This window comes from Legionella sp. 27cVA30, assembly GCF_024160945.1.
Lineage (GTDB): Bacteria > Pseudomonadota > Gammaproteobacteria > Legionellales > Legionellaceae > Legionella_A > Legionella_A septentrionalis.
On record NZ_JAMYXK010000002.1, the window covers coordinates 49,098 to 64,186 of the forward strand.

Here is a 15,089-nt window from a genome sequence, read left to right on the forward strand (position 1 = left end):
ACGCTAACCGTCTTTAGCTTTGTATTAGTGGTCATGCTCTTGGGTACAACATTACTTGCAGCCAAAATAAAAGCAAGGTTTGGACGCTTGGGTTCAGTTTTTTTAATAAATTGGACGGCTATATGCGCTTATTTAAGCCTTACCGGCGTGGCTTTGTGGCTGCACACGGGATTAAGAGCGCAGGTAAACATTGGTTCAACCATGGCAAGGGAAGCGGTACAAGCTTGCGTTGTCACCCGTGATGCTCCGTTGGATTCTTCTTTGCGGGCACGTTTTGCGCAATGCCTGGGTTGGCAAATTACTCAGGAATCCAATGTTTGCGAAGGTTATTATGAGTCGCTGCCTATAACGCCACTACCCGAAAACGAAATTTACATTTTGGCGGATGAAGCATCATTTCATGCCGAGGGGCGCTCGCAGTTAACAGGCCGCGTGGAGATACAAGAAACACAGCGCATTGTTAATGCTAAAACAGCTTATATTTTTCGTGATCCAAAAACAAATAAAATACAGCAAATTGAATTAATCGGTGAGGTACGCTATCGCGAGCCGGATCGATTGATGATTGCAAGGCGTGCTGTCATTAACCCGCAAGATAATTCCGGACGCATAGAAGATGTGCTATATCGTTTTAGCAGCAGCCAGGCGGGAGCAGTATTGCCGGCTTGGGGTAGAGCAAGCTTAATTGAACGTTTTGCCAACCGGGATTATTTATTACGGCAAGCCACTTATACGACGTGTGCCCCACAAGACAGAGCTTGGCAGATTGAAGCTCAGGAAATCACTTTGGATGATGCAAACGCTACCGGGGTTGCGCGTAATGCCGTATTGAGAGTTAATGATTGGCCACTTTTATACACGCCTTATTTAACTTTTCCAACTTCAAAACAACGTAAGTCCGGTTTTTTATTGCCAATATATGGCTATACCAATGTGGGTGGGTTTGATTTCGGTCTTCCTTATTATTGGAATATTGCTCCGAATTATGATGCAACGATTATTCCGCATGTATATGGCCGGCGCGGGTTGATGATGGGAGGCGATTTCCGCTTTCTCACTGCCAACTCAATCGGTACTTTAAGTGCTCATTTTTTGCCACATGATCGGGCTTTCGCCGATTTTTTGCATGAAAACAGCAGTCAATTTCCAAGCTTGCGCGGGCAATCCACCGATCGCTGGACATTTATGGTGCATGAAAGCACGCAATTTACACCCAATTTAAGCCTGGGGGTTAATTATCAACAAGTTTCAGATGATTATTATTTGCAGGATTTCAGCACCAACTTGGCAATTTTGACGCAAAATCAATTGCTGCGGCAGGGAAATTTAACGTATACCACGGATCATTGGTTATTTTACGGGATGTTGCAAAGTTATCAAACCTTGCATCCTGTTAATCAATCCGTTATTTCAGACGTCTATGAACGTTTGCCGCAATTGCGTGCCCAAGGTATTTATAATGAATTGCCTCTGAATGCAGAAGTTAATTTGCTAGGGCAATTTGATTATTTTAATTGGCCGGCCAAAAACCTACCACAGCCTGAGGGACCGCGTTTTCACTTAAATCCGACGATTGCATTCCCGCATTTTAAATCATGGGGGTATGTGACTCCTGAAGCGCAGTTAGTGGAAAATTATTACGATGTGCATTATGGGGCATATAATACCACCTTTAATCCTTATAGCCTGTCTTACCGCTCTTATGATTCACCCTATGCCTATGACACCACTTATGGTGCATTCATGCCTTCCCAAAATTTTAATCGCACGATTCCCCGCTATGACGTGGATGGCGGTTTATTTTTTGAACGCTTTACGCGGGTAATGGGGCAAAATTATACGCAAACCTTAGAACCCAGGTTATTTTACTTATACGTGCCTTATCATGATCAAACTCCCATCCCTGTATATGATTCCGCATATATGATTTTTAATTATGATCAATTATTCCGCACCAACCGTTTTTCTGGTTTTGATAGGATTGGCGATGCCAACCAACTTTCCTATGCCTTAACCAGCCGTTGGCTAGCCGAGGATACGGGTAAGGAAAAAGCCAGTTTTTCCATTGGGCAAATCCGTTATTTTTCCGATCGGCGTGTACAACTTTGCTATAACAAACAAGGAAATTGCGCAGATAATCCGTTAACTTTGGGGTATTTATCGCCTGTGGCAAAATCTTCGCCCATTGCCTCACGCGCCGTTTATCGGGTCAATCCGGCATGGATGGTCAGCGGTGATTATGTGTGGGATGTTTACACGCATGCGACTAATAATGGCAATTTGAATTTTCATTATCAGCCGGCAGCAAACCAGATCCTTAATTTTGGTTATTCTTATTTGGTTAACGGAGATGTGACTCAAGTCGCGAACAGTGGCATTCAAGATAATGCATTGCATCAAGCCAATATTTCTGCGGCATTACCGTTTACCGAGAAATGGAGCGGGCTGGGTGCCTATAGTTATAACATCAGCAAACATTACAGCATGATGGGCTTTGCCGGATTGCAATATGATACCTGCTGTTGGGCTATCCGTTTACTGGGAGGACGCACGTTTAGAAGCCTGACTCCCAATACCTTGACCCCGCAATACACGAACAACGTATATTTGCAGATTTTGCTTAAAGGTTTGGGTTCTGCAGCCAGCGGCGATCCTACTACCATTATCCGCAGTTATTTGCCTACTTATGCGGATATATTCCGCCACTGACAGGCAAGCCGTTAAACTTTGCGAACCCTCATGCAAGTGCTTATTCCTTTGCATTGAACTCTTTGGATTTAAATTAAGCAAATTTGCTTGTAATTTGCGATTGAATACCCTAAATTGCAGCATCAAAAATTTGCCTGAGTCTGGATTAGTTCAGAAATCAGTGATAATGGTATATTTTGTACCCATTTGACGAAGTTGCTATGAAGTACAAAATTAAACTTAATCAAGTTCTTATAATTTCTTTGGAATACAGACGCTGAAGTTATAATAATGAGGACATGACATGCGAAAGCACATCCTAATTCTATTTATGCTGTTATCCGCCTTAGTCTTTGCCGAACCTTTGGACAAGGTCGTGGCTGTTGTCAATGACGATGTAATTACTGCAAGCGAATTGGCCGCTCAGCTCAGCATATTAAAAAAACAAATGATGGCTAAGAATATGGCCATGCCAGACGAGCAAGTACTTCGCAAGCAGGTATTACAGCATTTGATTGATATTAACTTACAATTGCAGATTGCTAAAAATAATAATTTAACCATCGATAATGTTGAATTAAATGAAGCGATAGGAAAAATTGCTGCCACGAATGATTTGACACTGACGCAGCTACGCCAGGAAGTGGAGCGACAAGGCATGGATTGGAAAACTTATAGGGAAAATATTCGGAAGGAAATGTTAATTGCCCGCGTGCAGCAAAAAGCCATAGGCCAGGATATTGTAGTCTCATCCCAGCAAGTTGAGGATTACATTAAAACATCCTTGAACAACAAGAAAAATCAAGTTTACCATTTGCAAAATATTGTTATTCCCTTGCCGGAAGAACCCACCACTGACCAATTGAAAAAAGCACGCGATAAGGCACAAGCTTTATTGAAAAAAATTAAACAGGGCGAAGATTTCACGCGTTTGGCGATTGCCGAATCAAGTGGCGAATATGCGCTGGAAGGGGGTGATCTTGGTGAGCGCAATTTAGCTGAATTGCCGGAAGTTTTTGCAGATAAGGTGGTGAATATGAAAGTCGGCCAAGTGGCAGGGCCTATTCGCACCGGCAACGGCTTCCAATTGATCAAATTGGTGGCTCTAGGCGGTAAACAAGATCATCATGAAGTGGTTAAGACGCACGTCCGCCATATTTTATTGAAACAAGATGCCAACATGACGGAAGCAGAAGCAATTAGGCAGATCAACAATATTTATGAGCAATTGAAGTCGGGAAAAGATTTTGCCGTCATGGCTAAGCAATATTCCTTGGATGCCGCCAGCGCTGTGAAAGGAGGCGATTTGGGTTGGGTTACCGCGGAAGAATTGGTTCCACAATTTGCCAAGGCAATGAATGCCTTACCTTTACACAAAGTGAGCAAGCCGGTGAAGTCATTGTTTGGCTGGCACTTGATTGAAGTGCTGGAGCGCAAAACAGTCGATGATTCTCAAGCCTTTCAAAGGCAGCAAGTTCACCAATTTTTGCAACAGCGCAAGTTTACTGAAGCAGTCCAAAATTGGCAGCAACATTTACGTGCTGACGCTTACTTGAATATTTTGGATAAGGAATTGGCATGAAACCGCTGCTGGTCAGCAGCGGAGAACCTGCCGGTATAGGCCCGGACTTATGCTTGAGTTTGGCCGGGCATGAATTACCGATTGTAGTTATAGGCGATAAGGCTTTATTGGCAGCACGTGCTCGCCAATTAGGTTTAGCCCTTGAGTTTTTTGACTATCAAGAGGGCATATTGCCTGAAAAAAAACCAAATAGCTTAACGGTTTGGTCATTTCCCTGCAAAGAGACGCCAAGCGCTGGTGTACTCAATTCGCAAAATGCTCCCTATGTCCTGGATATGCTGGGCATTGCCGTGCAGCAATGTTTAAAGAATGAATTTTCCGCATTGATTACTGCTCCCGTGCATAAGGGGATCATTAATCAAGCCGGTTATTCTTTCACGGGGCATACTGAATTTTTGGCCGCACAATGCCAAGCCAAAGCTGTGGTGATGATGCTTGCATGTCCAGTCATGCGTGTGGCATTGGCAACTACCCACCTGCCCTTAAAAGATGTCGCAGCCAGTATTACTATGGAATCGTTAATCGAAATCATTTCTTGTTTGCATACTGCATTGAAAAGAGATTTTGCCATAGAAAATCCTAAAATTTATGTGGCAGGCCTTAACCCACACGCTGGCGAAGGTGGTTATTTAGGTAATGAAGAAATTAAAGTCATTGTTCCCGCTCTGCGGTTTTTGCAAGAAAAAGGGTTGGCTGTATTTGGGCCATTCCCAGCCGATACCTTGTTTACTACAAACAATATAAAAGAATGCGATGCCTTTCTTACCATGTATCATGATCAAGGATTACCCGTGTTGAAATATGCTGGATTTGGTTGCGCGGTAAATATCACCTTGGGTTTACCCATCATCCGTACCTCGGTTGATCATGGAACCGCCTTAGAATTAGCAGGGACAGGGAAGGCGGATGATGGCAGTCTGAAAGCTGCGGTCGAAACTGCAGCCTATATGGCAAAGCAACGCACCCATCTCTAGCCTTAAGCACTTAACCTCCTTTTAATTCATTCCGGTCCACGCAATAATAGATTTTTTGCCTGTGGAGTCGGATATGGGGTTGGTGAGCTTGATTGCTGCAATGGATGAAAATAGAGGGTTGGGCTGTGAAAATAAATTGCTTTGTCATTTGCCTGCCGATCTTAACTACTTCAAAACCATGACGATGGGCAAACCCATTATCATGGGGAGAAAAACGTTTGCATCCATCGGTGTTCCTCTGCCTGGCCGCCAAAATATAGTCATTAGTTCTCAATCCTTGCAAATTGCAGGCATTACATTGGTGCATTCATTGCAAGAAGCGCTGCAGCTAACACAATACGAACCGGAAACGATGATTATCGGTGGTGCCAAGGTATTTTCAGAAGCAATGCCGCTTGCCCGGCGCATTTATTTAACTCAAATTCACCATCGCTTCGAGCGCGCCGATGTGTTTTTTCCAAAGATAGAAAAAAGTATTTGGAAATGTGTGCATGAAACCCATAGACCCCGCGATGACAAGAACGCTTATGACTTAACTTTTTTCGTATACGAGCGTATTTAAAGCGATTTAAAATTTTTTGCACAAATTCTACACAATTTGCAATGCTGTGCTATACTAACGTTTGTGTCTATTTTAGAAGCAAATTAGAATAAGATTGACTCAAATACTCATTTATTTCTCAATATGCTTATTCGTTGATATTGCTCAAAAAAAATTTTCAAATTGTTTGCAAAAAACATTTGACAAAGAACTTTGGATGAGTAGAATACGCACCACTGCCTGAGATTGGCGAGTTCCTTAAGAAGATAGAAGACAAACTGTGTGGGCGCTTTGAATAGCGAAGTACATAGAGAAATTGCTAGTAGAGATACTGGCGCCTGAGATTGAACTGAAGAGTTTGATCCTGGCTCAGAAGGTTCAGGTTTAGAGCCTAATGCTTGTGCAACCTCAATCTTTACCAGCAGGTAATTTGCCTGCTAACGTTTTTCCTGGCGACTATAGCCGTTTGGAACCACCTGATACCATCTCGAACTCAGAAGTGAAACAAACTCGCGCCGATGATAGTGTGGGGTCTCCCCATGTGAAAGTAGGTCATCGCCAGGGCTTTTTTTAAATGAAATAGTCAAAAATCTAGAAGTTGGCTAAAAGAGCATGCTAACAAATGATTGACAAAGAGATAATAAATGCTTCTTAAATAGAAGCATTTTTATTACCTGAAATTTGTTAACAGCTTATTGTTTTTGCTGGCATAGCTCAGCAGGTAGAGCAACTGATTTGTAATCAGTAGGTCCCGGGTTCGACTCCTGGTGCCAGCACCATCTAGATAATACCTCAGATCAAGCTATTGACTTTAGTTGTTCCATGAAAGAAAATGGCGTTTTTTTGGAGGGGTTCCCGAGCGGTCAAAGGGATCAGACTGTAAATCTGACGGCTCAGCCTTCGAAGGTTCGAATCCTTCCCCCTCCACCAATGTTTGTGGATAGGAGTTTTGTAGCGAAAAGCATGGCTTGAAGCTGTATAAACACCATGTAGCGGGTGTAGTTCAATGGTAGAACCTCAGCCTTCCAAGCTGATGGTGTGGGTTCGATTCCCATCACCCGCTCCAATTTATAAGCAAAGGATAGTTTTAAAACGATAATACATAGTCTGCTGTGTAACTGCCCACATAGCTCAGGCGGTAGAGCACTTCCTTGGTAAGGAAGAGGTCGCTGGTTCGAGTCCAGTTGTGGGCACCATAAAATGATTAACTAATGAAACGGGGGAGATTTTCCGATGGCGAAGGAAAAGTTTGAACGTACGAAGCCGCACGTGAACGTGGGAACGATTGGTCACGTAGACCATGGCAAGACGACACTGACGGCGGCGATCACTACGGTTATGGCGAAGAAATTTGGTGGTACTGCCAAAGCATATGATCAAATTGATGCGGCACCGGAAGAGAGAGAGCGTGGTATTACAATTTCTACTGCCCACGTTGAATATGAATCATCCAACCGACACTATGCTCATGTGGATTTTACCGGAAGGTATTGAGATGGTGATGCCAGGTGATAACGTTCAAATGACTGTTAGCTTGCATTCTCCAATTGCTATGGACGAAGGTTTGCGTTTCGCTATCCGCGAAGGTGGTCGTACCGTAGGCGCTGGTGTTGTTGCTAAAATTATTGAATAAAACAACACTATTTGTTTTCATACTTCCTGCCCAACAGGAAGTATGAATGATTGTTAGGCCAGTAGCTCAATTGGCAGAGCGGCGGTCTCCAAAACCGCAGGTTGGGGGTTCGATTCCCTCCTGGCCTGCCAACTAACCATACAAATATGAAAGAAATAAATAAGTCTAGAATACAGCCTCATGAAATAGCTTCCTGGATTGGCATTGTTTTAGTGACAGTAGCTGCCTTTTTTGGCACCTACTATTTTCATTTTTCTGGTCCGATTAAAGCATTGATTTGGGTGGGTTGGTTGGTCTTGATATTTGCCTTGGCTTTTTTTACATCGCAGGGGCAAAAAGTATTTTCTTTTTCTAAAGAAGCAAAAACTGAATTACAAAAAGTAGTGTGGCCTACTCGGCAAGAAACAGTGCAAACCACATCGATAGTAATGATCATGGTGGCAGTTACAGGGTTCATCCTTTGGGGTATTGACACCGGGATGATGTGGGTAATTGGAAAAATAACACATTTGGGTTGATAATGGTGGAAGAGCAAAAAACAAAACAATGGTACGTTGTGCATGCTCAATCTGGGAGAGAAAGATATGTTATGGACGAGATTAAATCTCGTGCTGCACACCATCATCTAGAACATAAGATCGGCGAAGTCGTAGTTCCCTCTGAAGAAGTAGTAGAAATGCGCGCTGGCCAAAAGCGAAAGAGTACAAGAAAATTTTTTCCAGGTTACGTGTTAGTCAATATGGTGATGGATGATGAAACCTGGCATATGATCCGTGCAATCCCGCGCGTTCTTGGTTTTATCGGCGGAACCAGTCAAACACCTACTCCAATTTCAGATAAAGAAGCCAATGCAATTTTACAACGCGTTGAAGAAGGAGTAACCAAACCCAAACCTAAAGTACTGTTCGAACCAGGTGAAGTGGTGCGCGTTAAAGAAGGTCCGTTTGTTGATTTCAACGGAGTAGTCGAAGAAGTAAATTACGAGAAAAACCGCTTGCGGGTTGCTGTCCTTATTTTTGGACGTTCTACACCTGTAGAACTTGAATTCAGTCAAGTTGAAAAGACTTAAAATTGTGTGTGGGACTTAATGAGTCCTGATTAACCGGGGAGCCAAAGTAAACTTTGTTGAAATGGCGTTAAACCCAAATTGAGGTGTAATATGGCTAAAAAAGTAGAAGCATATATTAAGTTACAAATTCCTGCCGGTAAAGCAAACCCAAGTCCACCAGTTGGACCTGCATTGGGTCAGCGCGGTGTTAATATTATGGAATTTTGTAAAGCGTTTAACGCAGCTACCCAATCTATGGAACAAGGATTACCAACTCCAGTTGTAATTACTGTTTATAGTGATCGTAGTTTTACATTCGTTACCAAAACTCCACCTGCTTCTGTATTGCTCAGAAAAGCAGCTGGAATTCAAAAAGGCAGTGGCAGACCCAATACCAATAAAGTCGCTAAGCTTAATCGCGAACAGCTTGAAGCAATCGCAAAGACTAAAGAGCCTGATTTGAGCGCTGCTAGCTTGGCAGCTGCTGTTCGTTGCATTGCTGGTACAGCACGCAGCATGGGTATCGAAGTAGAAGGTTTGGAGTAAGCATTATGCCTAAGATAAGTAAAAAGCGACAAAAAATTAGAGAAAAAATACAGACAAACCGTTTGTATAAAGCTGATGAAGCCATTCAATTATTACAAGAATTTGCGAGTAAAAAATTTGTTGAAGGCTTGGATATCGCCGTTAATTTAGGTGTTGATCCACGTAAATCTGATCAGGTTGTGCGTGCATCCACCACGCTTCCTAAAGGTACCGGAAAAACCGTGCGCGTCGCAGTTTTTGCTCAGGGTGACAATGCCAAGAAAGCAAAAGACGCTGGAGCAGATATCGTTGGTTTTGAAGATTTGGCTGAGCAAATCAAAGCAGGTGAAATGAACTTTGATGTTGTCATCGCTACGCCTGATGCAATGCGCATCGTGGGGCAACTCGGTCAAATTCTTGGCCCACGTGGTTTAATGCCAAACCCTAAAGTAGGCACGGTTACTACCAACGTTGAAGCTGCAGTAAAAGATGCCAAGGGCGGTCAGGTTCGTTATCGAACCGATAAGATGGGTATAATTCATTGCACCGTCGGCAAAATTAATTTTTCTGCTGCTGACTTAATTGAAAACATACAGACATTAATTGCTGATTTGAAAAAAGCAAAGCCCGCTTCATCAAAAGGTATTTACATTAAGAAAATTACCTTGTCTTCGACCATGGGTCCAGGCTTGCCTATTGATCCAGCATCAATTGCTGTGTAGAATATTCACCCACTTTAAAGATTTCACGGCATAGACTTCGGTTCATGCCGTCGAAGACCGCAGGTGCTAACGCTTAATATCCTGCGCAGACGGTGAACCGGCTCTGGGATCCATGACTCTGAGACGGCCACCATAACTGGCAAATCCTCGATTTGCGCATTTAGGAGGTCAGTAACGTGACATTAAACTTAGCTGGAAAAAAAGCTGTAGTTGAAGAAGTAACCGCTGTTGCTTCCAAAGCTATTTCAGCAGTTGTTGCTGATTATCGCGGTTTGACTGTTAATCAAATGACCCAACTACGTGCTGAAGCGCGTAAGGCAGGGGTATATCTTCGCGTAGTGAGGAACACCTTAACCCGCAGGGCATTTGAAAATACAGAATTTGCTTGTCTGAGCGACATGTTGGTTGGTCCTTTATTTATCGCCTTGTCACTGGATGCACCCAGTGACGCTGCAAGATTATTAAAGGAATTTAACAAAACATTCGAAAAGCTTGAAGTCAAAGCCTTATCAGTCGGTGGTAGAGTGTATGGTGCTGAACAGCTCGATGCTGTCGCTAGCTTGCCAACCAAAGATGAAGCGATTGCTAAGCTGATGTATGTAATGAAAGCACCAATCGAGAAATTCGTTCGCACGCTGGCAGAGCCACATGCCAAATTGGTCAGGCTGCTTGCTGCGGTTAAAGACAAAAAAGCAAGTTAATCGCTAATCTTAACTAATTATTAAACTTAGGAGCTAGAAATGGCTGTAAACAAAAATGAGATCCTAGAAGCTATATCCAACATGTCTGTTATGGAAGTAGTAGATTTAATCGAAGCAATGGAAGAGAAATTTAACGTTTCTGCTGCAGCTGCTGCTGTTGCCGTTGCTGCACCTGCTGCTGCCGCTACTGCTGCTGAAGAGAAAACAGAGTTTGACGTTGTTATGACAAGCTTTGGCGATAACAAAGTTGGTGTTATTAAAACTATCCGTACCATCACTGGTCTTGGTTTGAAAGAAGCTAAGGATTTAGTAGAAGGTACTCCATCAACTGTCAAGGAAGGCGTATCTAAAGCAGAAGCTGCTGACATTAAGAAACAACTTGAAGAAGCTGGTGCTTCTGTCGAAGTTAAGTAACTCCGATAAGTCAAAAATTGATGACCCAGCCATGATTCATGGCTGGGTTTACTTGTTTAAAGATTTCAATATTTTATAGAGGAACCACCATGGCCGAAGCAGTTGCTAACAATCAATATTCGCATGCTGAGAAAAAACGATTTCGCAAGAGCTTTGGTAGACAAACTGAAAGGATGGCAATCCCTAACCTCCTGGAGATTCAGTTAAAGTCGTATAATGATTTCCTGCACCCCAATCCATCAGAACAATATAAAACAGGATTGCATGCAGCATTCTCATCCGTATTTCCAATTCACAGCTTTTCAGGTAACGCCAGACTTGAATACGTAAGTTACAGCTTAGGCGAGCCAGCTTTTGATGTGCGTGAATGCAAATTGCGTGGATTAACTTATTCTGCGCCGCTGCGCGTCAAGATTCGTTTGGTTGTTTTAGATAAAGATGCGACGGGTGAGCCAAAACCAATTAAAGACATTCGTGAACAAGATGTGTTCATGGGCGAAATCCCCTTGATGACCGATGTAGGTACTTTCGTAGTAAATGGTACAGAACGCGTTGTCGTATCGCAGTTGCATCGCTCCCCAGGTGTTATATTTGAGCATGATCGCGGTAAAACTCACTCATCTGGAAAATTATTATATTCCGCACGAATTATTCCTTACCGTGGTTCATGGCTAGATTTTGAATTTGATCCAAAAGATGCCGTGTTTGTACGAATCGATCGACGTCGCAAATTGCCGGTAAGCATTTTATTGCGCGCACTTGGTTTGGATGCTGAAGCCATTTTGGCCGAATTTTTTGAAACCACTGGTTGCCATATTAAAAATGGTGAATTCCACATTGATTTGGTTCCTTCCCGTTTACGTGGCGAAATAGCTTCATTTACCATTACAGTTCCTGAAACTGGTGAAGTCATCGTGGAAGAAGGCCGTCGCATCACGGCGCGCCATATCAAAATGATGGAAAAAAGCAATATGACCGTTCTTGTAGTTCCCCGCGATTACTTGATCGGCAAGGTATTGGCTAAAAATATTGTAGATACATCTACCGGTGAATCCATTGCGCAAGCAAACGATGAAATTACCAGCGAATTATTGGATTCCATCATTGATCATGGCATTCATGATTTTGAATTGATTTATACCAATGACTTGGATCATGGTTCTTATATATCAGACACGCTTCGCATTGATCCCACTTCTTGCCAATTGGAAGCGCTGGTCGAAATTTATCGCATGATGCGTCCTGGCGAACCACCGACTAAAGAAGCTGCAGAAGCTTTATTTAAAAATTTGTTCTTCACTGAAGAGCGTTATGATTTATCTGCCGTCGGTCGTATGAAATTTAATCGCCGCGTTGGCCGGAAGGATGATCATGGCCCTGGCACGTTAACAAAAGAAGACATTCTGGCTGTTATCAAGACTTTAATCGATATCCGCAATGGTATTGGCATGGTTGATGATATTGACCACTTGGGTAACCGTCGGGTACGCAGCGTTGGTGAAATGGCAGAAAACCAATTCCGCGTTGGTTTAGTGCGCGTCGAGCGAGCTGTAAAAGAACGTTTAAGCCTGGCCGAATCCGAAAATTTAATGCCGCAGGATTTGATTAATGCCAAGCCAGTTTCGGCAGCAGTAAAAGAATTCTTTGGCTCAAGCCAATTGTCCCAATTTATGGACCAAGTTAATCCATTGTCTGGAGTAACGCATAAGCGCCGTGTATCGGCTTTAGGGCCCGGTGGTTTAACCCGTGAGCGTGCCGGTTTTGAAGTACGCGACGTACATACGACTCATTATGGCCGTGTCTGTCCAATTGAAACTCCGGAAGGTCCAAACATCGGACTTATCAACTCATTGTCTGTATATGCACGTACAAATGAATATGGTTTCATTGAAACACCTTGCCGGAAAGTCATAGATGGACGGGTAACTGATGAAATTGAATACATATCTGCCATCGAAGAAGTAGACATGTATATTGCTCAATCTACGGTTCCTGTCGATAAAGAAGGGAATATTCTGGCTGATTTGGTGCCATGTCGTCACCAAAATGAGTTTTCATTAACAACGCCGGATAAAATCAATTATATGGACGTGTCGCCAAAACAGATCGTGTCCGTAGCTGCCTCATTAATCCCATTCTTAGAGCATGATGATGCGAACCGTGCACTGATGGGTTCAAACATGCAGCGCCAAGCCGTTCCTACCTTGCGTGCTGAAAAGCCACTAGTTGGAACTGGTATGGAGCGCACGGTGGCTTCTGATTCCGGCGTGTGCGTCGTTGCTAAGCGTGGTGGTGTGATTGATTTGGTCGATGCTGCACGTATTGTGGTTCGCGTTAATGATGATGAAACTTCCGCCGGTGAAACAGGTGTGGATATTTACAACTTAACTAAGTATTTCCGCTCAAACCAAGATACTTGCATCAACCAAATTCCGATTGTTGCAAAAGGCGATCGCATTAACCGCGGCGATATATTAGCTGATGGCCCTTGTACTGATATGGGTGAACTGGCTTTAGGCCAAAATATGCTAGTGGCTTTCATGCCTTGGAATGGCTACAACTTTGAGGATTCCATCCTCATCTCTGAGCGTGTCGTACAGGAAGATCGATTTACTACCATTCACATCGAAGAATTGACTTGTATTGCTCGCGATACCAAATTAGGCACAGAAGAAATTACCGCTGATATTCCCAATGTAGGTGAGTCGGCTCTTGCTAATCTGGATGAGTCCGGTGTGGTTTACATCGGTGCGGAAGTAAGCGCTGGCGATATTCTGGTGGGTAAAGTTACTCCTAAAGGCGAGACACAGCTTACCCCGGAAGAAAAATTATTACGCGCTATTTTCGGCGAAAAAGCTTCTGACGTTAAGGATACGTCGTTGCGCGTGCCTTCAGGTATGAATGGTACCGTAATTGACGTACAAATTTTTACCCGTGATGGTCTTGAAAAAGATGAGCGCGCGAAGAGCATTGAAGAAGAATATCTGGCTCGGGTTCGTAAGGATTTAATTGATGAGCGCCGCATCCGGGAAGAAGATATCTATCACCGTGTTTATAACTTGCTTATTGATAAAGTGGCGACTGGTGGTCCTAGCAGTTTAAAGCCAGGATCGAAAGTGACTGCAAGCTATCTTGAAAAAACTGATCGTGAAAAGTGGTTTGATGTGCGCTTGGAAGACGATGCTGGCAGTCAACAGCTAGAGCAACTGTCCAAACAAATGGAATCCTTGGCACAGGAAATAGAAAAACGTTTCAATGACAATCGCAAAAAAATCACCCAGGGCGATGATTTAGCGCCAGGCGTTTTAAAAATTGTAAAAGTTTATCTGGCGGTGAAACGACGTATCCAGCCCGGTGATAAAATGGCGGGTCGCCATGGAAACAAAGGGGTAATTTCAATTGTAGTACCAGTGGAAGATATGCCTTATATGGAAGATGGGACTCCAGTCGATATCGTATTGAACCCATTAGGCGTGCCTTCGCGAATGAACATTGGTCAAGTACTTGAAACCCACTTGGGGCTTGCTGCCAAAGGCTTGGGCCACCGTATTGGTGAGTTACTGGACAGCAGACGTTCTATTGCAGAAGTCAAAGAATATTTGCACACCATCTACAACCATGATGAACAAAAGCGAGTCGAACTGGATCGATTGAGTGATGAAGAACTTCTCTTGCTGGCAAATAACTTGCGGGCAGGGGTTCCCATGGCTACCCCAGTATTCGACGGTGCAAGTGAAGCTGAAATTAAGTCCATGCTTAAGCTGGCTGGCTTGCCTTTAGACGGCAAAACAACATTGATTGATGGTCGAACTGGTAGGAAATTCGACAACCCGGTTACTGTTGGATACATGTATATGCTGAAGTTGAACCACTTGGTGGATGACAAGATGCATGCCCGTTCCACGGGTTCATACAGTTTGGTTACCCAACAACCATTAGGGGGTAAAGCCCAGTTCGGAGGCCAGCGTTTCGGGGAGATGGAAGTTTGGGCCTTGGAAGCTTATGGTGCTGCTTATACTCTGCAGGAAATGTTAACTGTTAAATCGGATGACGTGAGCGGTCGAACCAAGATATACAAAAATATTGTGGATGGCGACCACCGTATGGATGCCGGCATGCCTGAATCCTTTAACGTGTTGTTAAAGGAAATCCGCGCATTGGGCATTGATATTGAGTTAGAACACGACTAACTGTATTTATTCGACTGTAACGAGCACGGCAATCGCTTGTCTGTGCTCAATGATGTTACTTCTGACTGACC

The 15,089-nt window shown here is 43.5% G+C and carries 12 protein-coding genes, 5 tRNA genes, 1 rRNA gene and 1 pseudogene; all 19 read left to right on the forward strand.

Annotated elements, in window-relative coordinates; all coding sequences use genetic code 11:
• The first annotated feature begins 201 nt into the window (after nucleotides 1-201).
• The 19 genes and pseudogenes from NKV53_RS05400 (at nucleotide 202) to rpoB (ending at nucleotide 15,018) form a co-directional block, all read left to right on the forward strand.
• Entirely contained in the window at nucleotides 202-2,709 is a 2,508-nt protein-coding gene (locus NKV53_RS05400; protein ID WP_199739166.1) for an LPS-assembly protein LptD, read from the forward strand.
• Nucleotides 2,710-2,992: 283 nt separating this feature from the next.
• Nucleotides 2,993-4,270 carry a peptidylprolyl isomerase gene (locus tag NKV53_RS05405; protein WP_126954405.1) on the forward strand — a complete coding sequence of 426 codons (1,278 nt, stop codon included), beginning with the start codon at nucleotides 2,993-2,995 and terminating at the stop codon, nucleotides 4,268-4,270.
• Nucleotides 4,267-5,244, forward strand: coding sequence for a 4-hydroxythreonine-4-phosphate dehydrogenase PdxA (gene pdxA / locus NKV53_RS05410; RefSeq protein WP_127032967.1), 978 nt, complete (start codon nucleotides 4,267-4,269; stop codon nucleotides 5,242-5,244). The genes NKV53_RS05405 and pdxA overlap by 4 nt, the downstream gene beginning before the upstream one ends.
• Nucleotides 5,245-5,317: 73 nt before the next feature.
• Nucleotides 5,318-5,806, forward strand: coding sequence for a dihydrofolate reductase (locus NKV53_RS05415; RefSeq protein ID WP_126954403.1), 489 nt, complete (start codon nucleotides 5,318-5,320; stop codon nucleotides 5,804-5,806).
• Between the two features lie 427 nt (nucleotides 5,807-6,233).
• A 5S ribosomal RNA gene (gene rrf, locus NKV53_RS05420) occupies nucleotides 6,234-6,349 on the forward strand.
• Nucleotides 6,350-6,488: 139 nt separating this feature from the next.
• A tRNA-Thr gene (locus NKV53_RS05425) sits at nucleotides 6,489-6,564 on the forward strand.
• A 66-nt stretch (nucleotides 6,565-6,630) separates the two neighbouring features.
• A tRNA-Tyr gene (locus NKV53_RS05430) sits at nucleotides 6,631-6,715 on the forward strand.
• A 62-nt stretch (nucleotides 6,716-6,777) separates the two neighbouring features.
• A tRNA-Gly gene (locus NKV53_RS05435) sits at nucleotides 6,778-6,851 on the forward strand.
• A 54-nt stretch (nucleotides 6,852-6,905) separates the two neighbouring features.
• Nucleotides 6,906-6,981: transfer RNA gene (locus NKV53_RS05440), tRNA-Thr, on the forward strand.
• 37 nt (nucleotides 6,982-7,018) lie between these two features.
• Nucleotides 7,019-7,270, forward strand: a pseudogene (locus tag NKV53_RS05445) (GTP-binding protein); the annotation flags it as partial.
• Nucleotides 7,271-7,307: 37 nt separating this feature from the next.
• Nucleotides 7,308-7,418 carry a hypothetical protein gene (locus NKV53_RS05450; RefSeq protein ID WP_253350835.1) on the forward strand — a complete coding sequence of 37 codons (111 nt, stop codon included), beginning with the start codon at nucleotides 7,308-7,310 and terminating at the stop codon, nucleotides 7,416-7,418.
• Nucleotides 7,419-7,473: 55 nt separating this feature from the next.
• A tRNA-Trp gene (locus tag NKV53_RS05455) sits at nucleotides 7,474-7,549 on the forward strand.
• A gap of 15 nt (nucleotides 7,550-7,564) precedes the next feature.
• A complete protein-coding gene (gene secE / locus NKV53_RS05460; protein WP_126954999.1) occupies nucleotides 7,565-7,936 on the forward strand; it encodes a preprotein translocase subunit SecE in 372 nt (123 codons plus the stop codon).
• Nucleotides 7,937-7,938: 2 nt separating this feature from the next.
• Nucleotides 7,939-8,487 carry a transcription termination/antitermination protein NusG gene (nusG, locus tag NKV53_RS05465; RefSeq protein ID WP_199737863.1) on the forward strand — a complete coding sequence of 183 codons (549 nt, stop codon included), beginning with the start codon at nucleotides 7,939-7,941 and terminating at the stop codon, nucleotides 8,485-8,487.
• Nucleotides 8,488-8,577: 90 nt separating this feature from the next.
• Nucleotides 8,578-9,012 carry a 50S ribosomal protein L11 gene (gene rplK, locus NKV53_RS05470; protein WP_126954997.1) on the forward strand — a complete coding sequence of 145 codons (435 nt, stop codon included), beginning with the start codon at nucleotides 8,578-8,580 and terminating at the stop codon, nucleotides 9,010-9,012.
• 5 nt (nucleotides 9,013-9,017) lie between these two features.
• Entirely contained in the window at nucleotides 9,018-9,713 is a 696-nt protein-coding gene (gene rplA / locus NKV53_RS05475; protein ID WP_126954996.1) for a 50S ribosomal protein L1, read from the forward strand.
• Between the two features lie 176 nt (nucleotides 9,714-9,889).
• Nucleotides 9,890-10,414 carry a 50S ribosomal protein L10 gene (rplJ, locus tag NKV53_RS05480; RefSeq protein ID WP_126954995.1) on the forward strand — a complete coding sequence of 175 codons (525 nt, stop codon included), beginning with the start codon at nucleotides 9,890-9,892 and terminating at the stop codon, nucleotides 10,412-10,414.
• Between the two features lie 39 nt (nucleotides 10,415-10,453).
• Nucleotides 10,454-10,828 carry a 50S ribosomal protein L7/L12 gene (gene rplL, locus NKV53_RS05485; RefSeq protein ID WP_126954994.1) on the forward strand — a complete coding sequence of 125 codons (375 nt, stop codon included), beginning with the start codon at nucleotides 10,454-10,456 and terminating at the stop codon, nucleotides 10,826-10,828.
• Between the two features lie 89 nt (nucleotides 10,829-10,917).
• The gene (gene rpoB / locus NKV53_RS05490; RefSeq protein ID WP_253350837.1) at nucleotides 10,918-15,018 is read left to right on the forward strand and encodes a DNA-directed RNA polymerase subunit beta; all 4,101 of its coding nucleotides are present in this window, start codon (nucleotides 10,918-10,920) and stop codon (nucleotides 15,016-15,018) included.
• Nucleotides 15,019-15,089 lie beyond the last annotated feature (71 nt).